This is a genomic window from Polynucleobacter bastaniensis (assembly GCF_018882205.1).
GTDB lineage: Bacteria > Pseudomonadota > Gammaproteobacteria > Burkholderiales > Burkholderiaceae > Polynucleobacter > Polynucleobacter bastaniensis.
In genome coordinates, this window is the sequence record NZ_JACVOU010000001.1 from 54,199 (window position 1) to 66,904 (window position 12,706).

General features: G+C 46.7%; 14 protein-coding genes and 1 other RNA gene. 7 read left to right on the forward strand and 8 right to left on the reverse strand.

The window, feature by feature from the left end; all coding sequences use genetic code 11:
* The first annotated feature begins 22 nt into the window (after positions 1 to 22).
* The 5 genes from ICN22_RS00275 to ruvB are packed head-to-tail and all read left to right on the forward strand — an operon-like array spanning position 23 to position 4,129.
* Positions 23 to 262 (forward strand): helix-turn-helix domain-containing protein, encoded by a 240-nt coding sequence (locus ICN22_RS00275; RefSeq protein WP_215325802.1) that lies wholly within the window; start codon positions 23 to 25, stop codon positions 260 to 262.
* A gap of 48 nt (positions 263 to 310) precedes the next feature.
* Positions 311 to 1,891 (forward strand): bifunctional phosphoribosylaminoimidazolecarboxamide formyltransferase/IMP cyclohydrolase, encoded by a 1,581-nt coding sequence (purH, locus tag ICN22_RS00280; protein WP_216168353.1) that lies wholly within the window; start codon positions 311 to 313, stop codon positions 1,889 to 1,891.
* A 6-nt stretch (positions 1,892 to 1,897) separates the two neighbouring features.
* Entirely contained in the window at positions 1,898 to 2,419 is a 522-nt protein-coding gene (gene ruvC / locus ICN22_RS00285; protein ID WP_216168354.1) for a crossover junction endodeoxyribonuclease RuvC, read from the forward strand.
* A gap of 26 nt (positions 2,420 to 2,445) precedes the next feature.
* Entirely contained in the window at positions 2,446 to 3,030 is a 585-nt protein-coding gene (gene ruvA, locus ICN22_RS00290) for a Holliday junction branch migration protein RuvA (protein WP_216168355.1), read from the forward strand.
* 31 nt (positions 3,031 to 3,061) lie between these two features.
* A complete protein-coding gene (gene ruvB, locus ICN22_RS00295) occupies positions 3,062 to 4,129 on the forward strand; it encodes a Holliday junction branch migration DNA helicase RuvB (protein ID WP_216168356.1) in 1,068 nt (355 codons plus the stop codon).
* A gap of 14 nt (positions 4,130 to 4,143) precedes the next feature.
* On the opposite strand, the gene tyrS is transcribed toward ruvB, so the two are convergent.
* Positions 4,144 to 5,376 (reverse strand): tyrosine--tRNA ligase, encoded by a 1,233-nt coding sequence (tyrS, locus tag ICN22_RS00300; RefSeq protein WP_216168357.1) that lies wholly within the window; start codon positions 5,374 to 5,376, stop codon positions 4,144 to 4,146.
* 89 nt (positions 5,377 to 5,465) lie between these two features.
* Between tyrS and ICN22_RS00305 the strand changes: the two genes are divergently transcribed.
* Positions 5,466 to 6,596: an anhydro-N-acetylmuramic acid kinase gene (locus tag ICN22_RS00305; RefSeq protein ID WP_216168358.1), complete on the forward strand. Its 1,131-nt coding sequence runs from the start codon at positions 5,466 to 5,468 to the stop codon at positions 6,594 to 6,596.
* A 20-nt stretch (positions 6,597 to 6,616) separates the two neighbouring features.
* Here the strand turns inward: ICN22_RS00305 and erpA are convergent, their stop codons facing one another.
* The 4 genes from erpA to rplM all read right to left on the reverse strand — a co-directional run bounded on the left by erpA (position 6,617) and on the right by rplM (position 9,097).
* Complete coding sequence (gene erpA, locus ICN22_RS00310; RefSeq protein WP_216168359.1) at positions 6,617 to 7,003, reverse strand: iron-sulfur cluster insertion protein ErpA; 387 nt, start codon at positions 7,001 to 7,003, stop codon at positions 6,617 to 6,619.
* Positions 7,004 to 7,086: 83 nt separating this feature from the next.
* A complete protein-coding gene (gene argC, locus ICN22_RS00315) occupies positions 7,087 to 8,145 on the reverse strand; it encodes an N-acetyl-gamma-glutamyl-phosphate reductase (RefSeq protein ID WP_216168360.1) in 1,059 nt (352 codons plus the stop codon).
* A gap of 112 nt (positions 8,146 to 8,257) precedes the next feature.
* The gene (rpsI, locus tag ICN22_RS00320) at positions 8,258 to 8,659 is read right to left on the reverse strand and encodes a 30S ribosomal protein S9 (RefSeq protein WP_215305363.1); all 402 of its coding nucleotides are present in this window, start codon (positions 8,657 to 8,659) and stop codon (positions 8,258 to 8,260) included.
* Positions 8,660 to 8,668: 9 nt separating this feature from the next.
* The gene (gene rplM / locus ICN22_RS00325) at positions 8,669 to 9,097 is read right to left on the reverse strand and encodes a 50S ribosomal protein L13 (protein WP_216168361.1); all 429 of its coding nucleotides are present in this window, start codon (positions 9,095 to 9,097) and stop codon (positions 8,669 to 8,671) included.
* A gap of 418 nt (positions 9,098 to 9,515) precedes the next feature.
* Here rplM and ICN22_RS00330 point away from each other — a divergent pair, with 418 nt between their 5' ends.
* Positions 9,516 to 9,941 (forward strand): OsmC family protein, encoded by a 426-nt coding sequence (locus ICN22_RS00330; RefSeq protein WP_216168362.1) that lies wholly within the window; start codon positions 9,516 to 9,518, stop codon positions 9,939 to 9,941.
* An 11-nt stretch (positions 9,942 to 9,952) separates the two neighbouring features.
* Here ICN22_RS00330 and rnpB read toward each other — a convergent pair.
* The 3 genes from rnpB to ICN22_RS00345 all read right to left on the reverse strand — a co-directional run bounded on the left by rnpB (position 9,953) and on the right by ICN22_RS00345 (position 12,703).
* Positions 9,953 to 10,259: RNase P RNA component class A (gene rnpB / locus ICN22_RS00335), an RNA gene on the reverse strand.
* 66 nt (positions 10,260 to 10,325) lie between these two features.
* Entirely contained in the window at positions 10,326 to 11,384 is a 1,059-nt protein-coding gene (gene pyrC, locus ICN22_RS00340; RefSeq protein ID WP_216168363.1) for a dihydroorotase, read from the reverse strand.
* A gap of 2 nt (positions 11,385 to 11,386) precedes the next feature.
* Complete coding sequence (locus tag ICN22_RS00345; RefSeq protein ID WP_216168364.1) at positions 11,387 to 12,703, reverse strand: glycerate kinase type-2 family protein; 1,317 nt, start codon at positions 12,701 to 12,703, stop codon at positions 11,387 to 11,389.
* Between the last annotated feature and the right edge of the window lie 3 nt (positions 12,704 to 12,706).

Sequence of the window (12,706 nt, forward strand, 5' to 3'; positions counted from 1 at the left end):
TAGTTTTTTATTTAATTTATCCATGACTAATAAGCACCCCATCACCGAATGCATTGAGACTCAACTCCAAGCTTACTTGGATGATCTCAAAGGAACACCTCCCTCTGACTTGTATCAAATGGTTCTCGCAGTAGTTGAAAAGCCCATGCTGGAATTGGTAATGCAGCACGCAAAGCAGAATCAATCTTTGGCGGCACAGTACCTTGGCATCAACCGTAATACGCTTCATAAGAAGTTAGTTGAGCATCAGCTCCTGAAATAAGTCAGACCCCATTTGCAAACTCTTGATTAATTCAACCTTCTGAAAAATATGATCCGCACAGCCTTACTCTCTGTTTCCGATAAAAATGGCATTGTGCCGTTCGCTAAAGCCCTTCATGAGCAAGGCATCAAGCTGATCTCTACTGGTGGTACTGCAAAACTTCTGGCTGAAAATAATCTACCCGTAGTGGAAGTAGCTTCGCTTACTAAGTTTCCAGAGATGCTCGATGGTCGCGTAAAGACCTTACATCCGATGGTGCATGGCGGTTTATTGGCTCGCCGAGACTTTCCTGAGCATATGGCTGCCTTAAAAGCACATGGCATCGATACGATCGATATGCTCGTGATTAATCTTTATCCATTTAATGAGACAGTTGCTAAAGCGGATTGTTCATTTGAAGATGCAGTTGAAAACATCGATATTGGTGGTCCTGCGATGTTGCGCGCTGCCGCTAAGAATCATCAAGATGTGACTGTATTGATTTCCCCAGATGATTACGCGCCTGTTCTCGAAGAAATGAAAGTCAATCAAAATATAGTTTCTTATGAGACCAATTTGAGTTTGGCCAAAAAAGTATTTGCCCACACTGCTCAGTATGATGGCGCGATTGCAAATTATTTATCTGCACTAGGTGATGACCTCGATCACAAGCAGCGTTCTGCTTATCCAGAAACACTGCACCTTGCCTTTGAAAAAGTACAAGAGATGCGTTATGGTGAGAACCCACACCAATCGGCCGCTTTCTATAAAGATATCCATCCGGTCGATGGCGCGCTTGCGAATTACAAACAATTGCAAGGCAAAGAACTTTCTTATAACAACATCGCTGATGCTGACTCTGCCTGGGAGTGCGTCAAAAGCTTCACTGGTAATGCTGGTGGTGCTGCAGCCTGCGTCATCATCAAACACGCTAATCCTTGTGGTGTAGCTGTTGCTGCCAACGCCATTGAGGCCTATCAAAAGGCTTTCAAAACAGATCCAAGTTCAGCCTTTGGGGGAATCATTGCTTTTAATGTGCCCTGTGATGGCGCTGCAGCTGAAGCAATTTCTAAGCAGTTCGTGGAGGTGTTAATTGCCCCTAGCTTTAGTGATGAAGCAAAATCCATCTTCGCTGCCAAACAAAATGTGCGTCTCTTAGAGATTCCTCTGGGTACTGCATTTAATACTTTTGACTTCAAACGCGTGGGTGGTGGCTTACTAGTGCAATCCCCCGATGCGAAGAACGTGCTTGAGAATGAAATGCGTGTTGTCAGCAAGCGACTCCCAACTCCAAGCGAAATGCACGACATGATGTTTGCATGGCGCGTTGCAAAATTTGTGAAATCCAATGCGATTGTGTATTGCGCTAATGGCATGACGCTGGGTATTGGCGCAGGCCAAATGAGCCGCGTAGACTCTGCTCGCATGGCAAGTATTAAGGCTGAAAATGCTGGTCTTAGCCTGAAAGGCTCTGCGGTGGCAAGTGATGCCTTCTTTCCATTTCGAGATGGCTTAGATGTCGTTGTGAATGGTGGAGCAAGTTGCGCCATTCAGCCTGGTGGCAGTATGCGTGATGACGAGATCATTGCGGCGGCCAATGAGCATGGTATCGCCATGATCTTCACTGGCACACGCCACTTCCGTCACTAATCATTTATGCGCTGGATAGGAATCGACCCAGGTCTACGAACAACCGGTTTTGGTGTCATTGATGTTGATGGCCAAAAGCTCATTTATGTTGCTTCTGGGACGATTGAAAGTGGTGATCCTGACCAAGGCCTACCTGCGAGATTAGGGATCCTGTACTCGGGGATCAAAGAGGTTTTAGAGACCTACCACCCAGAGCAAGCAGCTATCGAAGAAGTGTTTCTGAACGTCAATCCTCGCTCTACCCTCATGCTGGGTCAAGCGCGAGGTGCAGTGATAGCAGCTTTAGTCTCAGATAAACTTCCCGTTGCTGAATACAGTGCATTAAGAGTAAAGCAATCCATTGTGGGCTCCGGTAGAGCTACTAAGCCACAAGTTCAAGAAATGGTAAAACGTTTACTACGCCTTAGCCGCGCACCCGGAACAGATGCTGCAGATGCTTTAGGGGTAGCGATTTGCGCTGCACATCACGCCCAGATTCCGAAAGCAATTGCTGCCACTCTTGCACCCAAAAAGAGTAGCAAGAAATAACAATACAAACAGGTTAAGATCTTTATATGATTGGTCGCATTCAAGGTATCCTCGTTTCAGTTCATCCGCCCCGCCTCTTGGTAGATTGCCAAGGTGTTGGTTATGAGATCGATGTGCCCATGAGCACCCTGTACCAGCTACCAGAGACCAATCAAAAAATCACACTTCTAACACATTTTCAAGTTCGTGAAGATGCGCAGCAACTTTTTGGATTTGCTACTGAAACTGAACGTGAAGCATTTAGACAGCTGATTAAGATTAGCGGCGTTGGTTCACGCACGGCACTTGCCGTACTTTCTGGCATGAGCGTCAATGAATTAGCACAAGCTATTGCCATGCAAGAAGCAGGACGCTTAACTCAAGTCCCTGGCATTGGTAAAAAGACTGCTGAGCGTCTTTGCCTTGAGCTCAAAGGAAAGTTGGCTCCAGATTTAGGAATCGTTGGCGATAAGCTGCAGGCAGTTGAAGCAAGCAGCGAGGTATTACAGGCCCTCTTGGCGCTGGGTTACTCAGAAAAAGAGGCTCATCTCGCCCTCAAACAAATCCCGCCGGATACTACCGTATCGGATGGTATCCGTATGGGTCTGAAATACCTCTCGAAGACTTCATAAGTAGTTATCCAAACACCACTACACTTGCAGTATGGCAATCCACACAGAAGACCTCAGTTCAATCCCCGAAGATTTACCGGAGGGCAATGACCGTATTGTTAGTGGCGCAGTAGGTAATTCTGAAGCTGTTTTTGAAAGGGCCTTGCGCCCAAAACAACTTGATGAGTATGTTGGTCAAACCAAAGCCCGCGCACAATTAGAGATTTTCATTACCGCGACCAGAGCAAGACAAGAAGCTCTGGATCACGTTCTCTTGTTTGGCCCTCCCGGATTAGGTAAAACCACCTTAGCGCACATCATAGCTAGAGAGCTTGGTGTGAACTTGCGCCAAACTAGTGGCCCAGTTCTAGACAGACCTGGCGACCTCGCTGCCTTACTCACCAATTTAGAGGCAAACGATGTGCTTTTTATTGATGAGATTCATCGCCTCTCTCCGGTAGTTGAAGAAATCCTCTATCCTGCTCTTGAGGACTACAGCCTGGACATCATGATTGGTGAGGGTCCTGCAGCGCGAAGTGTCAAGATTGATCTCAAGCCTTTTACTTTAATTGGCGCAACCACTCGCGCTGGCATGCTGACTAATCCACTGCGTGATCGCTTTGGCATCGTGGCAAGACTCGAGTTCTACACCACTGAAGAGCTCACAAAAATTATTACGCGCTCCGCAAGCCTACTTAAGGCTGATATTGACCCTGAGGGATCAATTGAGATTGCAAAGCGTGCTAGAGGCACTCCACGTATCGCCAATCGCCTATTGCGTCGAGTACGTGACTATGCTGAAGTCAAGGGCACTGGTACCATCACTAAAGACATGGCTGATGCCGCATTGAAGATGCTTGATGTCGACCCAAGCGGTTTTGATGTGATGGATAGAAAATTATTGGAGGCTATCTTGCACAAGTTTGATGGCGGTCCTGTAGGCATTGATAACTTGGCTGCAGCAATTGGCGAAGAGCGTGACACCATTGAGGATGTATTGGAGCCTTACCTAATTCAACAAGGCTACCTACAAAGAACCTCTCGTGGCCGAGTAGCGACGCGTCAAGCCTATGAACACTTTGGGCTCACACCACCAAGTAACTCCGCAATAGAGCCTTAGGAGTTAATTCAAGCTTAATTCAGGGTTACCCTAGCAAACTTACGTTTGCCTACCTGTACAACATAGGTACCAGCCTCAACTTTAAGTTGCTTATCAGCAACTGTTGCGCCATCAATCTTCACACCGTTTTGCTCGATGTTGCGTATCGCCTCTGATGTTGATGGGGCAAGGCCTGCAGCCTTGAGAAGACTGGCGATGCCCATTGGAGCACCAGTCAGACTAACTTCCGGAATCTCGTCAGGTATACCGCCTTTAGCACGGTGATTAAAGTCTTCAAGTGCTTTTTCTGCTGCAGCTTGCGAATGGAAGCGTGTAACGATTTCTTGTGCGAGTAACACTTTGCAATCTTTAGGATTTCTGCCGGCAGCAACTTCTTGCTTCATTAAATCAATCTCAGCAATGGGGCGGAATGACAATAATGTGAAGTAATCCCACATCAATTCATCGGAGATGCTCAAGAGCTTGCCGAACATCTCACCAGTAGGCTCGCTAATGCCAATGTAATTACCTTTGGACTTACTCATCTTATCCACGCCATCCAAACCAACAAGGAGTGGCATAGTCAAAATGCATTGTGGCTCTTGGCCATACTCACGTTGGAGCTCACGTCCAACTAAAAGATTAAATTTCTGATCAGTGCCACCGAGCTCTAGGTCGCTCTTCAAAGCAACAGAGTCATAACCTTGCATCAATGGATATAAAAACTCATGTACAGAGATGGGTACACCACTACGGTAGCGCTTGGTAAAGTCATCCCGCTCCAACATTTGCGCAACGGTATATCGTGCCGCCAACTGAATCATACCGCGCGCGCCCAGTGGATCACACCATTCGCTGTTATAGCGGACTTCAGTTTTAGCGGGGTCAAGGACCATGCTCGCTTGACGATAGTAAGTCTGGGCATTGACAGCAATTTCTTCTGCAGTTAGCGGCGGGCGTGTTGCATTTCGTCCAGAAGGATCACCAATCATGCTCGTGAAATCACCAATCAAGAAAATCACGGTGTGACCTAAATCTTGGAGCTGACGTAATTTGTTCAGTACAACTGTATGACCCAAATGAATATCAGGCGCAGTAGGATCTAAACCCAGCTTAATACGTAAGGGAGTACCCGTTGCTTGGCTTTTAGCCAGCTTTTGAATCCAATCGGCCTCAACCAATAACTCATCACACCCCCTTTTAGTCACTTCAAGGGCTGCAAAAACTTCGGAGGTCAGTGGGTATTTTTGTTCTGGTTTAGCCGTCATGCTGTATTAGTGAACTGATTCAGTTAAATTAGTATTTAGATTGCTAAAGCATAATTGTCGCACTCCTGAGAACAAAGCCCTGATACCGCATGAATAAGACCCACCCCCTTTATATTGGCATGATGTCTGGCACTAGCCTAGATGGGATAGATGCTGTGCTGGCAAGGATTGGGTCGGATGGTGATACCAGTCTTTTAGGGTCTATAAGCACTGCATTTGCCCCTGAGTTGCGTAAAGCCCTTCTGGACTTACAGAGTCCGGGACCAAATGAGATTCATCGGGAAAATCAGGCTGCCAATTCCCTCGCGATAGCCTATGCAGATGCAATCAAGCATTTGCTTGCCCAGAATAATCTTTCTTCTGCAGATATCAGCGCAATTGGCGCCCATGGTCAGACCATTCGCCATCAAGCCGATCTTGCTCATCATCTAGCTTATACGCACCAAACCCTTAACCCCGCACTGCTTGCAGAGTTGACCGGAATTGACGTTATTGCAGACTTTAGAAGTCGCGACCTCGCTGCTGGTGGTCATGGTGCACCTCTAGTGCCAGCTTTTCATGCGCAACAGTTTGCTACGGATAAAAATATCGCCGTATTAAACCTTGGTGGTATTGCTAATCTCACTCTCCTACCAAGCAAGGGTGAGGTAAAAGGATTTGATTGTGGTCCGGGCAATATGTTGATGGACGCCTGGATTGCGGAACAGCAAGGACACACCTTTGATGAAAATGGTACTTGGGCGTCACAAGGCAAAGTCAATCCAGCACTGCTTTCTAGCATGATGACTGATTCATTTTTTGCAAAAGCACCGCCAAAAAGTACAGGCCGTGATGACTTTCATTTGAAGTGGTTGCAGAAGCATATTGGATCAGAAAATATCAACTCGGAAGACGTGCAAGCTACGCTCTTGCAACTGACTGTAGACACATCACTCCAAGCAGTGCTCCGTTATGCGCCGCAAACCCAGATTCTGATTGTCTGTGGTGGTGGTGCCCGCAATACTGCATTACTAGATTTGTTCAAAGCTAGAACTAAAGCAGTATTTAAAAACTTACTCGAGATTGTGACCAGCGATGCGCTTGGGATTGATCCGCAACTCGTAGAAGGTCTTGCATTCGCCTGGTTAGCGTGGGCTCATAAAGAAAAACGACCAGCAAATCTGCCAGCCGTTACGGGAGCGAAGGGTCCTAGAATTCTAGGTGCTTGCTATCCCGCTTGAATAATTAAATTCTTTTTTATTTAAGCAGAGAAAGAAGATCCGCAACCGCAAGTGGTTTGCGCGTTAGGATTCTTAATCACAAACTGTGAACCATTGATGTCTTCTTTGTAATCAATCTCAGCGCCAACTAAATATTGGAAGCTCATTGAATCCACCAATAAAGTCACGCCATTCTTTTCAAATAGAGTGTCATCTTCATTCACAGCATCATCAAATGTGAAGCCGTATTGAAATCCTGAGCAACCACCACCCTGAACGAATACGCGTAGCTTCAATTCTGGATTACCTTCTTCAGCAATCAAGTCAGCCACTTTTGCAGCGGCGCTGTCCGTAAACACCAAGGGGGTTGGTGGCTCGGCTAAGTCTTGTACTAGTTGTGCAGTGTCTTGCGTGGCTAATTGGGTCATGATTTACTCCTAATTCAAAAGACGATGTTTCATTTTAGGCTTTTAATTCCAAGCTTGCTGAAAGGTCTTTCCAGCTAGCCCCATTATGGTGAAACAGCAATCTGTGTCAATCCAGTGGTCTCAGGCAAGCCAAACATCAGGTTCATACACTGAATCCCTTGGCCTGAAGCACCCTTCACCAAGTTGTCCTCAACCACCAAAATAACTAAAGTATCTCCGTCGCCGGGACGATGAATGGCGATCCGTAAGCCATTACTACCCCGCACAGAGCGTGTTTCTGGATGGCTACCCGCCGGCATAACGTCCACAAAAGGCTCGCCTTTGTAGAAATCCTCATATAGCTTTTGGAAATCCACCTTCATTCCAGCCTCAGTCAAGCGCACATACAAAGTTGAATGAATGCCCCGAATCATTGGCGTCAAGTGTGGCACAAATGTCAGACCAATCTGATCGTGACCAGCGATAGCCTTCAATCCTTGGACAATTTCCGGAAGATGACGATGACCCTTAACAGCGTAAGCTTTAAAGTTATCGGATGATTCTGACAATAAAGTCCCAATTTCTGCCTTGCGTCCAGCACCAGAAGTACCTGATTTAGAGTCAGAAATAATATGTGTGCCATCAATCAACTGTTTGCCACCAGTAGACTTTGGTGAGAGCAATGGGGCAAGTCCTAGCTGAACAGATGTGGGGTAGCAACCAGCCAAACCGACAACACGGGCTTTTTTAATTTCCTCGCGATTGATTTCTGCCAAGCCATAAACTGCTTCAGCCAAAATTTCTGGGCAGCCATGTTCCATGCCGTACCACTTAGCAAATTCTTTGACATCTTTTAAACGGAAGTCGGCAGCTAGATCCAAAATCTTCACATTATTAGCAAGCAATTCTTTTGCTTGCGCCATTGCTACGCCATGTGGTGTTGCAAAGAACACGACATCGCATTCATTTAACTTAGCTTCATCAGGGGTTGTGAATTTCAGATCAATGCGGCCACGTAAAGAAGGAAACATCTCGGCTACTGGCATGCCAGCTTCTGTACGAGAAGTAATTGCCTGAATCTTGACGTCGGGGTGCTGCGCTAACAGGCGCAGTAGCTCCACCCCGGTATATCCCGTGCCGCCTACGATGCCAACTTTAATCATGCCATTCTCCAAAATACCGACAGATGCATTTTATCTCTCTAATACCCTGATTGTAGAAACAAAAAAGGTCGCTTGCGCGACCTTTTCGATAAAACTATAGCGACTGAAAGAATTAGCGCTTGCTGAACTGCTTACGACGACGCGCGCCATGCAGACCAACTTTTTTACGCTCAACTTCACGAGCATCGCGAGTGACCAAGCCTGCTTTGGACAGGGCTGGCTTCAAAGTGATGTCGTAATCCATCAATGCACGGGTAACGCCGTGACGAACTGCACCAGCTTGGCCAGTTTCACCGCCACCGCTAACGTTTACTTTGATATCAAAGGTTGTTAGGTGAGCTGTGAGAGCCAAAGGCTGACGAGCGATCATGCGAGATGTTTCGCGAGCAAAGTAAGCATCGATAGGTTTACCGTTAACAGTAATCTCACCTTTGCCAGATTTAATGAATACACGTGCTACAGAGCTCTTGCGACGACCTGTACCGTAATTCCAATTTCCGTAATTAATAGCCATTTGGTTTCCTTAAAACTCTAACGCTTTTGGCTGTTGAGCCGCATGCGGATGACTGGCGTCGCCATAGACTTTTAATTTCTTAATCATGGCATAACCTAGTGGGCCTTTTGGCAACATACCCTTCACAGCCTTCTCTAAGGCACGACCTGGGAAACGATCTTGCATCTTATCGAAGTTAGTCGAGCTAATACCACCAGGGTATCCGCTGTGACGGTAATAAATTTTGTTCAAGCCTTTTGTGCCTGTAACACGCAGCTTAGAAGAGTTGATGACAACAATAAAGTCGCCGGTATCAACGTGTGGGGTGTATTCAGGCTTGTGCTTGCCGCGTAGACGGAGTGCCACTTCACTGGCGACACGACCGAGGACTTTGTCCGTAGCGTCAATCACGAACCATTCATGCACCACCTCATGGGATTTTGCAGAAAAAGTTTTCATGATTTCTCAAATTGTTATAGTCAAAAAAAGTTACTCCAACTGAACCACGTCCACCTTGGCCCTGCTTATGTTTGCAAGCTCGCAGATTCTGTAATTCACTTGGTAAAACAATTACCGCTGACTGGTTCGGTAATTCAGTAAAGCCTTGAATTGTATCCCAAAAAAAACCCAGGAACTAGTCCTGGGTTGGAATCCACCTATGTCTAAGTGGAGGAGACACTGGGCGGTAAATCAATCTCTTATATAAGACTGACTACCAATATGGTTATTGTATCGAGAAATATGGTGCAACGCAAGAATATTGACCAAAATCAATTTTCTGATGCTTTTAAGGAAAAATTGCTGAGCAGCTAAGCCCCATTATTATTGTTAAACTATTGATAATATTGATTAATTTATTAAATTAGGGGTCACTAACATGGAATGTCAAGTAAGTTGGTTAGGTAATGGCAGCATGGCGTTTTCGGCAAAAACAGGCAGTGGCCACCAAGTCACAATGGACGGACCGCCCGAAGCTGGAGGCAAAAATAGCGCCCCAAGACCTATGGAGCTGATTTTGGCGGGGACTGGAGGCTGCGCTGCCTTTGATGTGGTGGCAATCCTACAAAAAGCTCGCCAAGAGGTTAGCACCTGCGATGTCCAGCTAACAGCTGAGCGGGCAGAGACTGAACCCAAAGTATTCACCAAAATTAACCTGCATTTCAAGGTCAAAGGCAAACAACTCGATTTATCCAAGGTTGAGCGTGCAGTGAAGCTTTCCCATGAAAAGTATTGCTCCGCGACAACCATGCTCGCCAAAACGGCAGAAATTACTTATTCCATCGACGTCCTGAATGACGAATAAGTATTGAGAAAGTGCAGAGTCAATCGATAAGCCGGATTCTGTCGCCTAGATTTGCATCTAGGGGCAATCATTCCTCTAGGCCGGCAGTTACCTGACGGCTCAAGCTCCCTACCCGCAGACTCAGCGGGACGCCTCATCGCCTGCTTACTTGGGATTGCTCCAGGTGGAGGTTACCGCGTTTCACCGTAACTAAATACGCTCGTCTCTGTGGCCCTATTCCTCACGTCACCGTGGATGGCCGTTAGCCATCACCCTTCCCTATGGAGTCCGGACTTTCCTCCCCCTCAATAATGAGGCGGCGATTGCCCAATTGACTCTGCGCCTGCAGTCTAACGCAGTCGCATAAGTTTGGTCTAAAAATGAATTAGGGGCTTGTGTCGCAACTTAAGCCAAGGTCCAAGCAATCGTCTCACCTGCACGTAGCGGCACAATCGTTTCGTCACCTAAAGGAAGCTCTGCAGGAATGCTTTGCGCCTGCTTTACCAAAGTTACTTTCTTGGTATTGCGTGGCAATAGATAAAAATCTGGGCCGAAGAAACTAGCAAAGCCTTCAAGTTTATCCAACTTGCCTACACTCTCAAATGCTTCAGCGTATAAACCTAATGCATTAAAAGCACTATAACAACCAGCACAACCGCAAGCAGCTTCTTTAACACCCTTGGCGTGAGGCGCACTATCGGTGCCCAAGAAAAATCTGGGGTTGCCACTCGTTGCAGCCTCCAATAGGGCGACGCGATGTTCTTCACGCTTGAGTACTGGCAAGCAGTAGTTATGCGGACGAATACCGCCAGAAAAAATCGCATTGCGATTCATTAATAAATGTTGCGGAGTAATCGTAGCGGCTATATTGTTTTTTTCAGCAGTATGCGCATCACGTACATAGTGCGCAGCTTGCTTAGTAGTAATGTGCTCAAACACAATCTTCAGTTCAAGAAAATCTTGACGTAAAGGTTCGAGCACTTGATCAATAAACACCGCCTCACGATCAAATATATCAATGTGAGCGCTAGTCACTTCACCATGTACTAACAAGGGCATACCGACGGCCTGCATTGCTTCCAGTGCAGCATAACAACGCTTGATGTCACTCACACCCGCATCACTGTTGGTTGTCGCTCCTGCAGGGTAAAGCTTAAATCCAGTAATGCCAGCATTCTTTGCTTTACGTACTTCATCCGCAGCAGTGTTATCTGTGAGATACAAGGTCATTAGCGGTGTAAAGCCAGTCACGCCCAAAGATTGAAGGCTAGCTTCAATCCGACCGCGATACGCATTTGCCAAATCCACCGTAGTTACTGGTGGCTTCAAATTCGGCATGATGATGGCACGCGCAAATTGGCGCGCAGTATCCGCTAATACATCTCGCATTACTTCACCATCACGAATATGCAAATGCCAGTCATCCGGCTGAATCAGTTGAATTTGTGTTGGGCTATTGGACATAATTATTTATCAAGCAAGATGATGCGGAAATCGTTTACGTTTGTCAGTGTGGGGCCAGTTTCTACTAAAGCATCTAATTGCGCAAAAAAACCATAGCAATCGTGCTTCGCTAAGAACTGCGCGGGGATCAGACCTTGCTTATCGGCGGCCTGGCGAATCGCAGGAGTAAACCACGCACCAGCATTCTTTTCACTACCATCGATACCATCAGTATCTGCAGCCAATGCGGAAACATAGGGAAGATCAGTTGATGCTGCGAAGAATGAAAGTAGATACTCACTACAACGACCACCGCGGCCTTTAATTCCATTGGGGATCGTTACCGTGCACTCGCCACCCGAGATAAGAGCAATTGGCTTATCCACTTTCAAGTGCTGACGCGCTAGAGAAGCTTGTTCCATTCCTACAGCTTGAGCTTCCCCGGTAATAGTGTCTCCCAAAATCACTGGCTCATAGCCTTGTGTGAGTACGTAGTCCGCTGCAGCCTCAAGACTCTTATAGGCCGTAGCAATCACATGATTACAGACCGCAGTATTTTGTAGATCTACTTCTTTTAAGGTCTCTGGAACTTCACCCGCAACACCACGCTGCAAATGAGATAAAACAGATTCTGGAATAGTGTCAGAGCTTAAGTGTTGTTTAGCCAAAATGTCCAGAGCATCTTGGTAAGTCGAATAATCTGGCGCACAAGGTCCACTGGCAATATCTGCAGGGGCATCTCCAGTAACATCCGAAATCAGCAATGCTTCAACTCGAGCACCACGTGCAATAGCTAGCCTTGCCAAATTGCCACCCAGAATCGCTGACAAATGTTTGCGAACGACATTCATCTCCTCAATTGGCGCACCTGAGCGTAATAGCGCTTCGGTAGTCTTGCGCATATCTTCGATACTGATGCCAGCTTGAGGCAAAGTGAGCAAACTTGAACCGCCGCCAGAAATTAAGGCAATCAAAACGTCGCTAGTTTGTAATTCACCAACTAAGCGATAGATTTCTTTAGCGCCGTCCATGCCGGCTTGATCAGGCACTGGATGACCCGCTTCGATAATTTGGATATGACTAGTAGGGGAGTTGTGCCCATAGCGGGTCAACACTAACCCCTCAATCATTGCATTAGGCCAATGACGCTGAGCATGCGACTCTAGAGCAGTTGCCATTGATGCGCTGGCTTTGCCTGCGCCCACCACTAAACACCTTCCTTTGGGCTCCGAACCTTGAGGAAAGATCTTGCCGAGGCATTTAGGAATGATTTTATTTGGATCAGCCACCGCTAAAGCTGCGGCAAAGGCATTTTTGAGAATAGTTTCTTGCTGACTCATAAA